The organism is Peptacetobacter sp. AB845, assembly GCF_047528295.1.
In the GTDB taxonomy this organism is placed as follows: Bacteria; Bacillota; Clostridia; order Peptostreptococcales; family Peptostreptococcaceae; genus Peptacetobacter.
Genome location: NZ_CP180001.1, coordinates 1602563 through 1619409, shown reverse-complemented (window position 1 = coordinate 1619409; position 16847 = coordinate 1602563). Strand labels below are relative to the sequence as shown.

At 30.2% G+C, this 16847-nt stretch carries 16 protein-coding genes; 5 read left to right on the top strand and 11 right to left on the bottom strand.

The features are described from left to right. Nucleotides 1-145: 145 nt before the first annotated feature. Nucleotides 146-559 (bottom strand): helix-turn-helix domain-containing protein, encoded by a 414-nt coding sequence (locus tag ACK2WO_RS07665; RefSeq protein WP_414697313.1) that lies wholly within the window; start codon nucleotides 557-559, stop codon nucleotides 146-148. A 442-nt stretch (nucleotides 560-1001) separates the two neighbouring features. Further along, entirely contained in the window at nucleotides 1002-2795 is a 1794-nt protein-coding gene (locus ACK2WO_RS07660; RefSeq protein ID WP_414697312.1) for an aminopeptidase P family protein, read from the bottom strand. Between the two features lie 232 nt (nucleotides 2796-3027). On the opposite strand from ACK2WO_RS07660, the gene ACK2WO_RS07655 reads away from it, so the two are divergent. Beyond that, nucleotides 3028-4113, top strand: a complete 1086-nt coding sequence (locus tag ACK2WO_RS07655) for a helix-turn-helix domain-containing protein (protein ID WP_414697311.1) — start codon at nucleotides 3028-3030, stop codon at nucleotides 4111-4113. 297 nt (nucleotides 4114-4410) lie between these two features. Then, complete coding sequence (locus ACK2WO_RS07650) at nucleotides 4411-4932, top strand: YfbM family protein (protein WP_414697310.1); 522 nt, start codon at nucleotides 4411-4413, stop codon at nucleotides 4930-4932. Nucleotides 4933-5025: 93 nt separating this feature from the next. Here ACK2WO_RS07650 and ACK2WO_RS07645 read toward each other — a convergent pair whose 3' ends face one another. The 9 genes from ACK2WO_RS07645 to ACK2WO_RS07605 all read right to left on the bottom strand — a co-directional run bounded on the left by ACK2WO_RS07645 (nucleotide 5026) and on the right by ACK2WO_RS07605 (nucleotide 12934). Next, a complete protein-coding gene (locus ACK2WO_RS07645; protein ID WP_414697309.1) occupies nucleotides 5026-5643 on the bottom strand; it encodes a flavodoxin family protein in 618 nt (205 codons plus the stop codon). 115 nt (nucleotides 5644-5758) lie between these two features. Beyond that, complete coding sequence (locus ACK2WO_RS07640) at nucleotides 5759-6247, bottom strand: GNAT family N-acetyltransferase (RefSeq protein WP_414697308.1); 489 nt, start codon at nucleotides 6245-6247, stop codon at nucleotides 5759-5761. Nucleotides 6248-6301: 54 nt separating this feature from the next. Then, on the bottom strand, nucleotides 6302-6763 hold the full coding sequence (locus tag ACK2WO_RS07635; protein WP_414697307.1) for a low molecular weight protein-tyrosine-phosphatase: 462 nt from the start codon (nucleotides 6761-6763) through the stop codon (nucleotides 6302-6304). A gap of 18 nt (nucleotides 6764-6781) precedes the next feature. Then, a complete protein-coding gene (locus ACK2WO_RS07630; protein ID WP_414697306.1) occupies nucleotides 6782-7018 on the bottom strand; it encodes a hypothetical protein in 237 nt (78 codons plus the stop codon). A 315-nt stretch (nucleotides 7019-7333) separates the two neighbouring features. Next, nucleotides 7334-8470: a hypothetical protein gene (locus tag ACK2WO_RS07625; RefSeq protein WP_178411820.1), complete on the bottom strand. Its 1137-nt coding sequence runs from the start codon at nucleotides 8468-8470 to the stop codon at nucleotides 7334-7336. Between the two features lie 175 nt (nucleotides 8471-8645). Further along, entirely contained in the window at nucleotides 8646-9965 is a 1320-nt protein-coding gene (gene grdF / locus ACK2WO_RS07620; RefSeq protein WP_414697305.1) for a sarcosine reductase complex component B subunit beta, read from the bottom strand. Nucleotides 9966-10063: 98 nt separating this feature from the next. Then, nucleotides 10064-11353, bottom strand: a complete 1290-nt coding sequence (gene grdG / locus ACK2WO_RS07615) for a sarcosine reductase complex component B subunit alpha (protein ID WP_414697304.1) — start codon at nucleotides 11351-11353, stop codon at nucleotides 10064-10066. Between the two features lie 447 nt (nucleotides 11354-11800). Continuing rightward, a complete protein-coding gene (locus tag ACK2WO_RS07610; protein WP_414697303.1) occupies nucleotides 11801-12187 on the bottom strand; it encodes a GrdX family protein in 387 nt (128 codons plus the stop codon). Between the two features lie 54 nt (nucleotides 12188-12241). After that, entirely contained in the window at nucleotides 12242-12934 is a 693-nt protein-coding gene (locus ACK2WO_RS07605) for a TetR/AcrR family transcriptional regulator (protein WP_414697302.1), read from the bottom strand. Between the two features lie 189 nt (nucleotides 12935-13123). Between ACK2WO_RS07605 and ACK2WO_RS07600 the strand changes: the two genes are divergently transcribed. From ACK2WO_RS07600 to ACK2WO_RS07590, 3 genes are all read left to right on the top strand, one after another. Further along, entirely contained in the window at nucleotides 13124-14431 is a 1308-nt protein-coding gene (locus ACK2WO_RS07600) for an ATP-binding protein (RefSeq protein ID WP_414697301.1), read from the top strand. A 4-nt stretch (nucleotides 14432-14435) separates the two neighbouring features. After that, nucleotides 14436-15275, top strand: coding sequence for a response regulator (locus tag ACK2WO_RS07595; RefSeq protein ID WP_414697300.1), 840 nt, complete (start codon nucleotides 14436-14438; stop codon nucleotides 15273-15275). 527 nt (nucleotides 15276-15802) lie between these two features. Further along, nucleotides 15803-16840 (top strand): PTS sugar transporter subunit IIC, encoded by a 1038-nt coding sequence (locus tag ACK2WO_RS07590; RefSeq protein ID WP_178412752.1) that lies wholly within the window; start codon nucleotides 15803-15805, stop codon nucleotides 16838-16840. Nucleotides 16841-16847: the final 7 nt, after the last annotated feature.

Sequence of the window (16847 nt, the reverse complement as noted above, 5' to 3'; positions counted from 1 at the left end):
ATTAAACTGATTACAAATCTGATTACAAATAAAAAAGATTGTCACACAAAAGAAATTGCGACAATCTAATATAAACTTTATTCTGTTATTTCTATCTTTAAATAAAAATAAAATTGTTAGTAAAAAAATATATAAGTAAGTTATTTTAGTTTTTATTTTTCAACAAAGAGATTGATACACTCGTCAATCCTATTCCCAACATAATAAATGCAGTATTTGTTTTCAACTCTCCTAATACAGCCAAAACAGTTACTGCAATCCCCATAGCAAGCCCAATTCCTTTTGGCGCCACATCCATAACCTCTTCAGACTTACTTTCATTTACAACTTCCTCTTCTCCAGCACCAACATCTGATTTTACTTGCATTAACTCATCCACAGAAACCTCAAAAATCTCTGCTAACTTTGGAATCGAATTTATATCAGGAAACGACAAATCTCTTTCCCACTTAGAAACCGCTTTATCAGTAACTCCCATCTTCTTAGCTAAATCTAATTGTGTCATTCCTCTATCTTTTCTCAACGATGAAATCATCTCACCAAAACTCTGCTTATTCATATACATACCCTCCTCTTATATTATGATAAAATCATACCATACACAGATAAATATACTCAACCAACCTGTAGTTTACACTACTCTACCAATAGTTTATAACCAGTTTACACAAATCCTATCAACAAACTACCCCAACTTCTCCATTTTTAAATACAAATAGAGCTATATAATTGAAATAAAATATGGATTTCGCATTTGTATTTTTTAACATCACTTTTTATCTTTTGTATAATAATTTTAATATCTTATAAAGAAAAAGACTAGTTTGAAACGCCGCAACAATCTACAGACGGCTCGCAACTTTTAAATGTGTTACATAATCAAAGCGAGCCGTCGAAGCCTGGCGCGAAGTTCAACTAGTCTTTTTCTTTGTGTTATTTACGATTAACAAAAGATAAAAAGGGATGTTGCAATACACCGCGACATCCCAATATTTATTCAATTATATAGCTCTAGTGTATTCTTTTAACCATTCTCTTTCTTCTTCAGTTAGATGTGGTCCTATTTTTTCAAATACCTGAGCATGGTAATTATTCAACCATTCTCTCTCAAACTTAGTCATTTCATCTGGATTTATACCGTCTAAATCTATTGGAGCAAATGTTATAGTTTCGAAGTGCATAAACTGTCCAAACTCATTCTTTTCTCCCTTAGTTACTATCATCTCATTTTCTATTCTTATACCATGAGATCCTTCAACGTATACACCAGGTTCATTAGTTAAAACCATACCTTCTTCAAATTTATGGTGTTCGTTTTTAGATTTAACTATCTGCCATCTGAATCCTGTTGGTGGTTCATGTATATTAAGAAGGTATCCTACACCATGTCCTGTACCACATTTAAAGTCTATATCTAAATCCCAAATTGGTCCTCTTGCTATTGCATCTAAGTTATATCCAAAGCATCCGTATAAGAATTTAGCTCTTGATAAATTCATCATACCTCTAACAACTGCTGTGAAATGAGTTTTTAATTCATCAGCAACTGGTCCCATTACAAATGTTCTTGTTATATCTGTAGAACCTTCCATGTATCCTCCACCAGTATCTGTTAAGAATAAATGTTCTGGAAGTACTTCAACATCTGATTCATCAGTTGGAGCATAGTGCATCATAGCTGCATGATCTTTATAAGCACATATTGGCTCAAAACTATCTCTTATATATCCTTCCTGTTCTTTTCTGAATTCTTCAAGCTTTCTAGCTGCACTCATTTCAGTTATTTTTATCTTACCTACATTAGTTTTCATCCAATGCATTAATTTTGTAACAGCTATACCATCTTTTATATGAGCATTTTTTATATTTTTAAGCTCAACTTCATTTTTCATAGCTTTCATAAGTATAGTTGGATTCTGATGTTCTATTTTTTCAACGCCTTCTGGTATATTATTGTAAAGTGCATAGTTTAACTTCATTGGGTCAATCATAACACTTTCACCAGATTTAAGATTTTTAACTTCTTCATATATATCATTATATGGACGAACTGTTATATTATTTTCAGCAAGAAGTGCTTTTGCTTCGTCATTTAATTTATTTTCATCTATAAATAAATCCATGCCATCAAGTTTTACTAATGCATATGAGAATATTAATGGATAATAAACAACGTCATTTCCTCTCATATTAGTTAGCCAACAAACATCATCTAAAGATGCTATTATATGTGCTGTAGCTCCATTTTCTTTCATAACATTTCTAACTCTTTCAAGCTTAGAAGCTACACTTTCTCCTGTATATTTTTCATCAAGTACAAATACTGGTTCTTTAGATATTTCAGGTCTATCTTCCCAAACATCTCCTACTAAATCGCATGAGTATTCTATTGATATATTTTTAGGAGCAAGAGCTTTTTCTAAATCCTGTCCTTCTTCCATAGATACAACACGTCCATCAAATGCTACTTTACCATTTTCTGGAACTATCTGTGCAAGATATTCTTCCATAGTTAGAACACCATCTTCAAACATATGGAATAAAGAAATTCCACTTCCTTCTAGCTGTTTTTCAGCCTGAGTCCAATATCTACCATCAGTCCAAAGTCCAGCTTCATCCTTTGCAATCATAACAGTCCCATAAGAACCGTCAAATCCTGATATATATTCTCTACATTTGAAGTATTCTCCTGCGTTTTCACTCTGATGGAAATCTGCTGTTGGAACTATATATGCATCTATTCCATTCTGTTCCATAAGAGCACGAAGTTTTGATATTCTTTCAGCTACTATCATTTTAAAAGCCCCCTTAATATTAATATAAATACCTATTGTGAAATTTTTATCTTCACTATTCAATAATAACATAATAATTTTGAAAATTCAAATTTATATAAATAAAATATATTTCTTTTTTTAAAATTAACTATTAGTTAAATTTTTTGACCAATTCTTGAAAATCTCTCCATTGTGCTATATATATCACTTTGATATTATAATCTTAACAAGTAGCAAAAGAGGTGATTTTATGAATATAAATATAATAATAAAGGAAAAAAGAAAAGAATTATCCTTAACTCAAGAACAGCTTGCTAATCAACTAGGTGTATCGACTCCAGCGGTAAGTAAATGGGAAAGTGGATCCTCTTATCCAGATATAACTATACTTCCTAACTTGGCAAAAATTTTAAAAACAGATATAAACACTCTTTTATCATTTAAATCTGATTTAAGCGATGAAGAAATAGAAAAGATTATAAAAGATTTATACGATTTCAGTTTTGCACATTCTTTAGATGAAACTTTAGAAAGAGCTTATGAAATTATTTCAGAGTATCCAAACTGTCATAAGCTAATTTTAAATATAGCTTTGACATTAGATGGGTTAGCTATTTTCAAATTGGGCTGTCTTGACAATGGAGAGTCATTATTAGAAGAAACTTCATCTAAAATCGAGAAATTATATCTAAAAGTTATTGAATCTTCTGATATAAATGTTAAGGGTATAGCTCGGCAACAATTAATATTTAAAGAAATTGGTAGAAAAAATTTCGATAAAGCTGAATCACTTTTAGAAAATATTCCTGATAAGATTATGATAGATAAATCAGATGTAAGGACTAGATTAGAATTTAGCAAAGGAAATCTTGATGAAGCTAAAAAGGCAGCTCAGGAAAAATTATATAAATTGAATTCAGATGTCGTATCGTTATTATTGCTTATTTTAGATATAGAGCTTGAGCAAAAGAATATGGAAACAGCTGAGTATATATCAGATGCAATTGTTGAATTCTGCCATTCTTTAGACCTTTGGGAATACACTGCAAACTTAGGAAAACTTCAATTTTATATTAAAACAAAGAATGAAGATGGATTTATTGAATCTTTATCAGCACTTATAAATGCTTATGAAGATATATTTGAAATTAACAAATCTCCTCTTTATAGTAATATTAGCGCTGCAAAAAGTAATGAGGATAAATCTAGATTCAATTCTTTAATAGATTCTTATAAAACAACACTTGTAAAATCACTTGAATATGATGATGAGTTTGACTTTGTTAAAGATAATCCAAAATTCAAAGAAATAGTCGATAAAGCTATAAAAAAATAGAATAGATAAAACTCAAAAAAATGGACTATTGTATCGATAATTCAGTGATACTGTGGTCTATTTTTTTATTACAATGAATATGAGAAAAGTAATACTTGATATTTTTTTAATTTTCTAAAAATATAATGACTATATTTAGAAAACGATATATAATAGAAGAAGAGGAACCATAATAAATTAAACTAAAAAAAGATACTTTTTATAAAAAGAAAAAACTTTATTTGATTTATTCGAATTGTTAAAACCAAAACGAAGATATACTAAAAAAATTAATTTATACTTAAGGAGGATAAAATTATGGGATTAAGTGCAAATTATCAAGAAATTAATACTAACGATCTTGATAGAATTGTTGAAACTATCGAGTCTGAAGTCGAGATAAATTTATACAGAGAGTTAGACGCTTTAGCTAACAACGAGGAATTAAATCAATATAATATGGATAAAATGTGGGATTCTCTAAACTTCTTAATAACAGGTGAAACAAGTGAAAACCTAACTTTTAAGAGTTTAGTTACTGATGCTATTTTTGGTAGTTGTCAGTTCCCTGATGATATGATTGATATATACCTTGCTTTTGTTGCTCCAGACGGTGTATGCGATGTTGCAGATGCTCTAAATGATATAGATATAGATGAATATCTTGAAAACTTCGATATGAAAGAATTCGCTAAAAACAATGTATATCCAGATATTTGGGAGTATGAAGATGAGGAAGAATTTATAAAAGCTGATTTAAAAGCTGCTTTTGAAACTCTTAAAGAATTCTATATTGAAACTGCAAATAATGGAAATTGTGTATTGGTATTTATAGGATAATAAATTTATTAAATAGAAAGCATAGAACAGAAAAGGGGCTGTTACATTAACTAGCGTTAAATGCGACAACCCCTTAATTAATTTTTTGACTGTTTATCTTATAAAATTAGTAGCAACTTTTGCTTCTTTTTCAGGTAATCCATATTTTTCTTTACCTAAAGCTATACTTTTCACTAAGAATGCCATATTTTTTCCTAAAGTTCTCATAACCTGAAGCCCTTCTTCATCTTTTAATACTTCTTCTGGTGTATTTCCATGCACGCTATTCCAATACTGGCTTGAAACTACTGGCATTCCTGCTATTGTAAAGTATTTATTTAATTCATCAAATGTAGCTGAACATCCACCTCTTCTTGCAGATACTACTGCTGCTCCTACCTTCATAGTCTTATCACAACTGCTACTATAGAATAGTCTATCTAAGAATGATATTAAATTCCCATTAGCAGATGCATAATATACAGGAGAACCAACAACTATTCCATCACATTCGGCAAATTTAGGAGCTACTTCATTTACCATGTCGTCAAACACACATCTTCCAACCTGTCTACAAGTCCCACAAGCGACACATCCTCTTATGTCCTTGTTTCCAACGTGGATTATTTCTGTTTCTATGTCATTTTTGTTTAGTTCTTTTTCCACTTCACAAAGAGCAGTGTATGTGCATCCATTTGCGTGTGGGCTACCGTTGATTAATAATACTTTCATATTAACACCCCTTTTATAAGTTTCTAACTATATTATAATTATAAGTCTATATACCTTTTTTATATAGTTTATTTATTGTTTTTATTTATATTATTACTAATTTTACTTATTTTCATTATTTACTTTTATATTTATTTTTTTCAAATCTATGTATATACATTCTAGAAGGTTTTTCTTCTCCATCTCCATAAGCTTCACAGAAGTATTCCCATCCATATCTTTCATAAAATGAGTCATGATCTGTAAGAAGATACAATGTATCTACCCCTCTTTTTTTCATATCTTCGCATACATAATTTAATAATTCACCTGCAATTCCATTGCAACGTTTATCTTCCTCAACAAATACAGCACATACATTTGGAGCAAGGTCTTTTCTATTGTGGAAGTCATTTTCTATAACTCCCAATCCACCAATTATCCTTCCTTCTTCAATTGCAACATACCACTGAGGAACTGAATTTTCTCCTTTAAAACACTCTTCCATACTTTCTAAATAGGCCTCTTTTGGAACACTCCACTTAGAGCTAAACCAATTCGCCGCCTCTTCTTTTAAATCTTGTCTATCTATTAGATTTATTATTTCGTATTTTATCGAACTCATAATTATTCACCTTTTATTTTGTAAAACTCATAGCTACTTCATTATTTTAAACTATTACAGTTTGTTCCTTTTGCAGTATTCTAGGAATGCACTACATCCTTCCATTACATCGTCGTAAGTAACATCAAAGTTTCCTGTGTACCAAGGATCTGCTATATCCCTTTCGCTTCCTGCAAAATGAAGTAGTTTGTACACTTTGTTGTCGACATCCTCTCCAACTACTCTTTTTAAATTTCTTCTGTTCATATCATCCATTATCAGTATGTAGTCAAATTCTTTGTAGTCTTTTTTAGTTATCTGTCTTGCGTATTTTCCAGCAGTTGATATTACAACTTCTACTAGTTTTTTTCTTGTTCCATGGTGTACTGGGTTTCCGATTTCTTCTCTGCTTGTCGCTGAAGATTCTATGTGGAATTTGTCTGCCAACCCTTCTTTTTCTACCATGTCCTTTAAAACGAATTCTGCCATAGTTGAACGACATATATTCCCATGGCAAACCATCATTACATTTATCATTTAACTTCTCCATTCAAATTATTTCATCTTCTTTAAATCAATATAAATATCTAGCTGCGGAATAAATAAAAAGTTTTCATCCTTTATATGTGTATTTCCAAACTCTTTCAGCTCTTTCCCAGCCTCATCAGCAGTCACCTTATACTTCACTATCTCGCTGTTTTCATCTATAGTAGCATGGAAAAATTTTCCTTCATACTGTTTAAACTTATAATCAAAAGTATCTCTTGTCAGTTTTATTACTATCTCTTTCAAAATAATCCTCCTTCTCTATCAGCTAAATATGCTAATAGCTCATATATAACTACTATTTCCTTAACTTCGGATGTTTACTAGATTTTATATTTATTCTAATTATAAACTTTATAAAATAAAATCATATTAAATACATCCTATATTTTTATTATATCAATAAATTCTTTCATTTAATAGTTTTTAAGATTCAATTCAATAAAAAATAAGGGCTTAACTGAATGCTATGAAAACTCTCTAGCCTTAAGGAGGTCTGTTAGCCCTTATTTTTAGTGAAAACTATGTTAAAATTTTATCTTTTGAAGATATAGTTATTTTCTATTTTGATTCTTTTCTAGCTTTTAATTCTTTGAAGTTATGCCATAACATGAATAATATCAATACTGCACCAACATATCCATTTAAAACATAAATCACATTTACTAAAACACGGAAAGGAAGGAATAATCCTACTAAAAGTCCTACTACACCTAAAACAACTGTTAATATTTTAAATCTAGGTGTACCTTCTTCAGCAAATCTTGATACTGGGTTATATAATAGAGGTACTGCTGTTGTGTAAATACCAGCAAATACAACTATTGCAAATATTGCTGAGAAAGGCTTCCATATTCTAGTTGCTAATATTAAGTTAGGTATATCTGCATTCCATACAAATGTTTTTCCATCGCCTAGTCCTGTATTTATATTTGCTATCTGAGCAAATGCAATAAGTACTATTGCTATACAAACTGCTAATGTTCCGCCTATTATACCATAGTTAAGATCTTTTTTATTATTTTTAGCTCCAAGTGCTGATGTAAAACTAGCAAACCACAATAATACAAATCCTGCATAAGAAAGACCTGATATTAACCAGTTTGCACCAGCATTTTTAATTGGTTCATCTGTCATTCCTGCAAATGCTTGTGTTCTTATAACTTCTAATCCTTCAGAAATATTTCCTCCATCTCTAACACAAGTTATAAGTCCAATTGCTATACAAAGAATAACTATTATTGGTCCAACTATACCTATAGCATCAACCAATGAGTTTAATCCTCCTACAACTGTTATGATTGCAAGAATTGTAAGGATTACAGCACCTATCCAAGGAGCTATTCCATACTCTTGACTTAATGTTGATGCTGCTCCACCAACCATAACAAAGAAAGACATGTAGCAGAATAATGTTGAATAGTAATCACAGAATGTACCTACATATTTTCCACAGAAATATTTATATACATCATTACCTTTTTCAAATTTTTGTTCTGCTCCAGCTTTTGCAAAATTAAAATTATAGTATAAGAAAGCTATTGCAAATACTAAAACTACAAGTATAGATTTCATTCCGTATGCTGTGTAGTATTGGATTATTTCTTGTCCAGTTGCAAATCCAGATCCTATAGTAAAAGCAATAACTGCTCCTGCAAGTATTAAAACTCGTTTCCAGTTTACTTTTTCGTTGCCCATATAAAACACTTCCATTCTATAATAAATTTATGTTTTGGCTATTATTTTGGCTCCCTACAAATTTACTTGTAAGGAGCCAAATTTTGAATCTTATTTAGCTTTCTATTATTTTAATTACTTTTATTGCACAAGCTTTTATTCAGTTTTATATTATATATTTACTTATATTGTATATTTAAAAATCATCAGTTTCGAATACAGTCTGTCCATCAACTGGAGTCTGAAGAACTTTAAGAGCTCTCTTAACCATATTCATTCTTATTTTCTTAGAATCAACTTCTCCCTGAGTTGGATCTCCTAAAGGATATGGTATACCAACACCTGGTATTATTCTATTTGCACCTATTGTTAATGAAATAGGAACAACTGTAGCCATATGTACTACTGGGATTCCGTATTTTTCTATACCTTTAACCATTGTTGCACCGCAACGAGTACAAGTACCTCAAGTAGAAACTAGTATAACAGCGTCTACACCATCAGCTATAAGTTTTTTACCTATTTCATCACCGAATTTAGCAGCACTTCCTGTTGCTGTACCAGTACCAGTAGTTGTAAAGAATGAATCGTATAATTTTCCGAATGCACCCTCTTTTTCTAATTCTCTTAAAACATCAAGAGGAACAACTAGGTTAGGATTTTCCATAACAAACTGTCTGTCATATCCACCATGTATAGTAGTGAAATCGTCTTTGCTCATAGATTCCATTCCTGCTATACTATATTCACCGTATTTAGTTGCATTTGAAGATTCTATGTGGTCTGGATTTCCTGTTGGAACTACACCACCTGATGTAACTATTGCTATTGTAGCATTTTTTATATCTTTAACTGGTTCCGCTGGGTCTACTCTATCGAATACTGGCATTTCATATTCTGTTACATATTCTTCACCATTTATCTTTTTAAGTAGCATATCTATCGCTCTGTCAGATCCTCTCTTTTCAGCGAAGTAGTTTACTCTTATTCCTCTTTCTATATATCCTTCTTCTTTAGGTCCTAAAACTTCTTCACCTTCAACAACTTTTTTAACTAAATTAGCTATCTTAGGAAGAACTTTTCTCATACCTGCTGCTGAGTTTGGAGTTTCAACTATTAATAAATCTTTTCTAAACATATCTACACCAGGGTTTTCTACATACATTCCTGTAACTGTAGGTATATTTAATTCTTCTTCTATTGCTTTACAAGCTGTACCACATGCAACACCGTATCTACCTGCATTGAATGCTGGTCCTGCAACTACTGCATCAGCTTCACATTTTTTAACCATGTCTAAAACAATTCCAGTTGCTTCATCAAGATTTTCACCGAAATAGTTATCACCACATATTATAGTACCAACTATTTCATAATCATCTCCAAGTAAATCATTTAATTTAAGTCCTGGTCCTATTGCTCCTTCTCTAAGCTCTGGCTTATAATCTGCCATATCTTCTCCACCTACATTGGCAAAGAACTGATTTATATAATGAACTATTTTATATTTTGCCATCTTGATATATCCCCTTTCCGGTAAATTTAATATCTCAACATTTCTCGATTACTATTAAAAAATAATCTTCTTTAAAATAAGTTTAATTTCTTCTATTATTAATATCCTTTTGCCGCAAGTTTGTTGAATCCATTTGCTATTGTAGATGCTATTATTATCTGAAGTTCTGCATCAAAGCTTCCGTCTTCATTCATACATCCAGACCATCCACCTATCTGATTTTCTATGTAGTCAGTCATTCCTATTATTCTATCCATTGCTGGGAAGTGAAGTACTGCATTACCCTGTCCGCAAGATACCATCGCATCTGCTTCTTTACAAGTATCTGCTAATGACTGAGATTTTCCGTCTTTTCCTGGGAATTCATCTGTTATTATTGCTACTTTTATACCTTTGTTTGCTACTTTTCTGCAGTTCATCATTAAGTCTGTATCAGGGTTACCATAACCTTCTTCAGTTATTAATAATCCATCAAGTCCCATCCAATCTGCTAATTTAGCAACCATATCTGAATGTCTTTCTTTATCTGCTAAGAATACATTTTCATTTGTTAATATAACACCCATGAAGTTTAATTCTTTTCCGTGGCGTTTAAATAAATCTTCTATTACCGGATTGTGGAAATGATGATATGTTGTAACCTTATCACAAGGTGCAACACAGTTTCCAGATACTATAGCTCCATCCATTATTTCTTCTGGATACATAAATGTTGGAACTATCTGTTTAGCATCTACTCCATAGTAATATGTATCATGAAGTAATCCCTGTGACTGAAGCATGTGTACATATCCTATCTTTGGTAAATCTGGATATTCTGCAGCCTGTTCAAATAAAGGTTTTGTTTCAAAAGTTTCTATACTATCTGGTTCTATATCTTTTCCTGCTTTTCCTATATGTGCAGCTACTTTAAGTCCAGCTAATCTAGCTGCTCTTTCATATACATGAGTTTCTAAACCTTCTTGTGGTTCAACTACTACACATATATTGTTAGTTTTAGAGAATGGGCAATAGTCTGCAGCTGGTCCACTCATGTCTATTACACCTTCCTGGAAACCAACTATCTTACCTACTGTTATAACACAAGCACCATCAAGTGCATGAGTTCTACCATTTCCAACTGTTGGATTAACTTTTCCTATAACACCTGGGAAAATTTCTCCTCCACCACTTACTTTAACTCTAGGTTCGATTACGTCTTTTACAGGAGTTATTCTTGTAGATTCTCCTGGTTTAGCTAGTTCGATTTTACATTCTTTTATCTTATCGTCTTCTAAGACAAGGTCGATAATTTCCTGCTTATTAATGAAAAGTGTGTGATTTTTTACACAAATTTCTTCACCGAACTGAATGTCATCGATACGTATTTTGCCTAATTCTAGTTTCATGTAGCTACCTCCTTTAATTCTGTTACCGTGATAACATAAAGTTTTAAAAAATGATTGGTTTATAATTTTTATTAAAAACCAACCTTAGACAAGTTTTATTTGTTTTGTCTTTTGTTTGGGTATAGATTTTTTCTATACCTAAATATTACCATATAGGAAAATGTTTGTCTATATTTTATCATTAAATTTTCAGAATTATTTTTATAAATAAAATTTTTACTCTTCTTATATCCAAATTTTATTTTCTACTTATTTTTTTCTATATTCTAAAAAAATTATTTATTAGAATATAGAATTCTTGTCTTTTTTCATTTAAACGAATATATAAATGGTTTTTTATATATTTTATTTTTGTTAATTAAAGCAAAAAAATATACTATTGCAATTTAATTTACAATAGTATATTTTTATTTTATTTATTTTTACTAGATTTACTTTTATATTATATTACTGTATTTTGGGCATTACATTATCTATCATAGATAAATCAATAGTTTTATAATCATTAGCTATCTTTTCTTCATATTTTGGAGTTTCTTTTATTTCTTTAAATTTATTAAATGTCTCAATAGCTTTTTCTATCATCATAACATCATCCAGATTGCTATTATTATCTGCTGGATATACAATTATAGATCTATATGGAGTCTGATTTGGTTTTAAGCTGCCAGCTTGTGGATGAGTTAAAAGTCTATGTCTATCATAAACTAAGTCTCTAGCCTTTATAAGAACATCCTCATATGAATCTAACAACTCTATCTTCATAACATCCTTATATTTCTCTGCAACTCTATCATTATTAGTTACTATTATACATTTTTCTTTTTCAAACATTGTTATTCCTCCAATCAGCTCTATACCCAATTTCATAATAACATAAAATATTTATTAAATAAAGTCTCCTGTATATTCAAATTTATCTGCATAAAAATTAGCTATATCTCTAACTTCTCTAACAAAATTTTTAACCCTATTCTCTATCTGACTTTCTTCAATCCCATTATTTAAAATATCCTTTAAATATCCCATATAAAGAGTACATACCATGTGATTCATCTTTTTTGCATTTTCCAAGCTTATTTGCCCCTCATTTACACATTGCATACACATTTCAAAGTCTCTATCATAAAAACCAGGAGTTTCAAGCATCTTCTTTAAATGATCCTTAAATCCACTTAAATTTTCTGGAAACATATTATAATACTCTACAACTGCTGTATCTAATTTCTTACTATTTTCATGTAAAAATATCATATCAAAAGCTTCTGGGTATCTAAATGCAGCTCTTGTATAACATTCCCAAACACCTAGGTGCTGATCCCATACAGTTTTCCATTTTTTCTCAGATTTTTCTAAATCTTCTAGGTAACAATTTAAAAATCCCATCTGTGCATAAAAAAGCAACTCATCTAAATTTTTAAAATATCTATATAAACAAGTAGAGCTACATCCCATTTCTCTAGCAATTCTTCTTATGGAAATAGCCTTTATACCTTCTTTTCTTATTATTTCATATGCCTTTTCTATATAATCTTTTCTATTTAAATCTTTAAAATAATTTTTATCAACATTATTTTTCATACTTAAATCACTTCCCTTCTCACAATATTATCTTACCATATTAATTGCTTTATATGTTCATTCTTTTTTTATGCCATATATAATAATTATAGTTAAAATATATTTTAAATTTTATTGTTATAGAAACTTTCAATAATAGTGTTTACATGGTAAAATATATTTTGGAATAATTAAAGATGAGGGAAAAAGATGAAATATAAAACATTTAGTAGGAAAAATTTTTTTGAAACTACAATTCTCTTTGGATTAATAACAGTATTAGCTGCACAGTTTAATATGAATTTATTTTTAAATAATTTCAAAATATCAATAGGTATAATAACCTTCCCTGTGTTCTTATTTTTAATTGAAGATTTTCCGATTTTATCGGTAAGTATCTTCTCATCATTAGGAGTTTTTATAACTAGATTTGGAGCAATCTGGCTTCAACAGGGATTCCAAGAACAAGCTGCAATAAACTGTCTTCCAGAGTCGTTTTTCTACATCGCTTATGGATTTCTTATTTATATATATTCAAGAAAAAAAAGCGGAGTTTTAGAAAACGATTCCGACATAATTTGGTTTATAATAATGGACTATTTAGCAAATCTAGTAGAACTTATACTTAGATTTAGCTTAGATACATTTGAAATTAAAACTCAACTTTGCATAATATTTGTTGCAATATCTAGATCTTTTATAATTTGGGCATTAATTACTTTCCTTAAAAAGTATCATCTTACTTTTATGAGAGAGGAACATGCAACTAGATATAAAAAACTTATGTTGCTTATATCAAAGTTAAATGGCGAAGTTATTTGGATGAAGAAGAATACATCTTTAATCGAGGAAACAATGAATTCTTCTTATAAATTATTTAATGATATGAAAAAACAGGGAGTAGATGAAGAAATTTCAAAGGCTGCCCTTAATGTTGCTAAGGATATACACGAAATAAAGAAGGAATATATCCTAATACTTAGAGGAATTTCCGAGGCTATGGATTTAAATCTTGAAAATAACGGTATGTATATATCTGATATAGTAAATCTTTTAGAAACATCAGCCTCTGATGAGGCCACTGAAAACGGTAAAACAGTTATTTTTAATAATAGTTTTGATAGAAATTTATACACAGATAAAGAGTATTTCTTTATGTCTATATTTAGAAACTTATTTACTAACTCTATTGAAGCAGCTGCAGATGATACGATTGTAATAGATTTTAAAGTAGAATTAAAATCTAAGCAGGATGACTCTTCTTGTAAAGATTATTACTCTATTTTGATTAGAGATAACGGACCTGGTATAGATTATGAAGATATTTTAGAAATATTTGAACCAGGCTTTTCTACAAAGATAAATTTTGAAACTGGAGAAATAAACAGAGGTTTAGGGCTTAATTTAGTTAAAGATATAGTAGAAAATCAGTTTAATGGAAATATAAGTGTTACATCTGAACCTGGAAACACTTCCTTTGTGATAGACATTCCAAAAAATGAATTGAAGGTGATTTAAAAGAATGAAATTTTATTTAGTTGATGATGATAGGAATATAAGAAAAATATTAAAGTTAATTATAGAAGAAAGAGGAATTGGTGAAGTTGTCGGTTCTTACGGAAATCCCGACGATGCAATAGAGGATTTAAGTGTTAGTAGCGTTGATATCGTGATTGTAGATTTATTGATGCCTAACATGGACGGAATTACATTTATAAAAAAAGCTTCTGAAATAAACCCTTCACTTACATTTGTAATGATTTCTCAAGTTTCTTCAAAGGATATGATTTCTGAGGCTTATGAAAACGGTATTGAATTCTATATTCAAAAGCCTATTAACAGTATCGAAGTTGAGTCAGTTCTAAAAAAGGTAACTGATTCTTTAAATCTTAAAAGAACTGTAGCAAAAGTTCAGAATCTGTTCAACAATAGTTTAGGTAGCAAGGATACTTCTGTTCCTGCAGAAAAAACTTGGCTTCCAAAATTAAAAACTGTACTACAAAAGTTAGGTATAATCGGTGAAATAGGAAGCAAGGATATTATAACTTTAATAGAATATATAATAGAAAAAAATCGGAATATAGAAAATGTTACTTTAAATGAACTTTGTTCTAAGTTTACAGATAACCCTAAGTCTATGGAGCAAAGAATTAGACGTGCTGCAAATACTGGTATGATAAATTTAGCAAACTTAGGAATTGAAGATTATTCAAATGATATATTCCTTGAATTTGCTACAAACCTTTATAACTTTGAACAGGTAAGAAAAGAAATGGACTATATAAGAGGCAAAAGTTCTAAACATGGCAATGTAAAAATAAGAAACTTTTTAAATTCTCTAGTCCTTTATGTACAAAATTAAGTTTTTCAAAAAAATATATGGATTATAAGGCATGATTCTCTTCAAGCAAAAATCATGCCTTTTTTCATGCCAATTTTTAGTATATATTGCTAATAACTATAAACTTCTTAATATTTTTATAATTTTTTCAAGAAATTTTTTATTTCCATTCCTAAAATTAAGATTTTTTATCCAATTTAAGGCTCCTTTTTTATAATTACTTGTTAAAAATATTAACAAGTTTAATATCATTTCAATCTTATTTTTTTGCTGTAATTTAATTTTATTAGTTTTGAAAATGTTTACCATAAAATTTTATTTTGTTTTTTTACTTTAAAAATTATTTTTTAAAGTGCTATATAATTTTTTTATCTCACAAAATAATTTTTTTTATTAATTTTTAAATTTTTTGAATTTTTTTGTTAATTTTTTTTCATCTTTTCTGTAACTTCTTGAAACTTTTTAAAACTCATATATTATATTGATTTTAACGATAAGAAAACCCTTTCTTATAAATACAATCTATTAATATTATGAGGTGAAAGCTTATGATGACAATTTTATCTGGACTTGGTCTATTATTACTTGTACTTGCTGGGTTCTCATTCTTTAGCTTCAAGATGCCAAAAGGATCTGTAGCTATGGGTGGTATGGCCGATGCAGCAGTTGCTACTTTCCTAGTAGAAGCAATACACAAATACATCTCTGGGGATTTATTTGGAATTAGCTTCCTAGCTGATGTTGGTAGTATTTCAGGAGGAATGGGTGGAGTTGCTTCTGCAATCGCTGTTCCTATAGCAATGGGTGCTAACCCAGTTCTTGCAATCGTTGCCGGTGTTGCTTGTGGCGGTTGTGGTATACTTCCTGGATTTATAGCAGGTTATATAGTTGGTTTCATAATACCGATAATAGAAAAGAAATTACCAGAAGGATTAAACTTAATAGTTGGTACTTTACTAATAGCTCCTTTAGCTAGATTTATAGCATTAGGTGCAACTCCATTAGTAGATGCTACTCTAGTACAGATAGGTGGAACAATATCTGCAGCAGCAGAACAGTCACCACTTGTAATGGGATTCCTTTTAGGTGGAATAATGAAAATGATATGTACATCTCCTCTAAGTTCAATGGCTTTAACTGCTATGCTTGGACTTAAAGGTTTAGCAATGGGTATCGCAGCAATAGCTTGCTTCGGTGGATCATTCACTAACGGATTTATATTCCATGGATTAAAATTAGGAGATAAGAGTAACGTAATCGCAGTTATGCTTGAACCTCTTACTCAGGCACCACTTGTTACTTCAAACCCAATACCAATATTCTGCTCTAACTTCTTTGGTGGAGGTTTCGCAGGAATGGGTGCAGCAGCATTAGGTATAATAAATAACGCACCTGGTACAGCTTCTCCAATACCTGGATTATTAGCTCCATTCGCATTCAACGATCCTATGAAAGTTGTAATGGCTCTTGTTATAGCAGCAATCGGTGGTTCTATAGCAGGATTTGTAGGTGCTAAAATATTCAAAAATTATAAAGTTGTAACAAAAGCTGATCTTGAAAGAAGAGCTGGCGTTATAGCTGAATAAAAAATCG

Excerpts from the sequence above, each read along its gene's own strand:
- grdG (WP_414697304.1), bottom strand. The coding sequence starts at position 11,353 with ATGAAACTAGAATTAGGCAAAATACGTATCGATGACATTCAGTTCGGT.
- ACK2WO_RS07595 (WP_414697300.1), top strand. The coding sequence starts at position 14,436 with ATGAAATTTTATTTAGTTGATGATGATAGGAATATAAGAAAAATATTA.
- ACK2WO_RS07655 (WP_414697311.1), top strand. The coding sequence starts at position 3,028 with ATGAATATAAATATAATAATAAAGGAAAAAAGAAAAGAATTATCCTTA.
- ACK2WO_RS07665 (WP_414697313.1), bottom strand. The coding sequence starts at position 559 with ATGAATAAGCAGAGTTTTGGTGAGATGATTTCATCGTTGAGAAAAGAT.
- ACK2WO_RS07650 (WP_414697310.1), top strand. The coding sequence starts at position 4,411 with ATGGGATTAAGTGCAAATTATCAAGAAATTAATACTAACGATCTTGAT.
- ACK2WO_RS07625 (WP_178411820.1), bottom strand. The coding sequence starts at position 8,470 with ATGGGCAACGAAAAAGTAAACTGGAAACGAGTTTTAATACTTGCAGGA.
- ACK2WO_RS07645 (WP_414697309.1), bottom strand. The coding sequence starts at position 5,643 with ATGAAAGTATTATTAATCAACGGTAGCCCACACGCAAATGGATGCACA.
- ACK2WO_RS07605 (WP_414697302.1), bottom strand. The coding sequence starts at position 12,934 with ATGAAAAATAATGTTGATAAAAATTATTTTAAAGATTTAAATAGAAAA.
- ACK2WO_RS07660 (WP_414697312.1), bottom strand. The coding sequence starts at position 2,795 with ATGATAGTAGCTGAAAGAATATCAAAACTTCGTGCTCTTATGGAACAG.
- ACK2WO_RS07610 (WP_414697303.1), bottom strand. The coding sequence starts at position 12,187 with ATGTTTGAAAAAGAAAAATGTATAATAGTAACTAATAATGATAGAGTT.
- ACK2WO_RS07635 (WP_414697307.1), bottom strand. The coding sequence starts at position 6,763 with ATGATAAATGTAATGATGGTTTGCCATGGGAATATATGTCGTTCAACT.
- ACK2WO_RS07640 (WP_414697308.1), bottom strand. The coding sequence starts at position 6,247 with ATGAGTTCGATAAAATACGAAATAATAAATCTAATAGATAGACAAGAT.
- ACK2WO_RS07600 (WP_414697301.1), top strand. The coding sequence starts at position 13,124 with ATGAAATATAAAACATTTAGTAGGAAAAATTTTTTTGAAACTACAATT.
- ACK2WO_RS07590 (WP_178412752.1), top strand. The coding sequence starts at position 15,803 with ATGATGACAATTTTATCTGGACTTGGTCTATTATTACTTGTACTTGCT.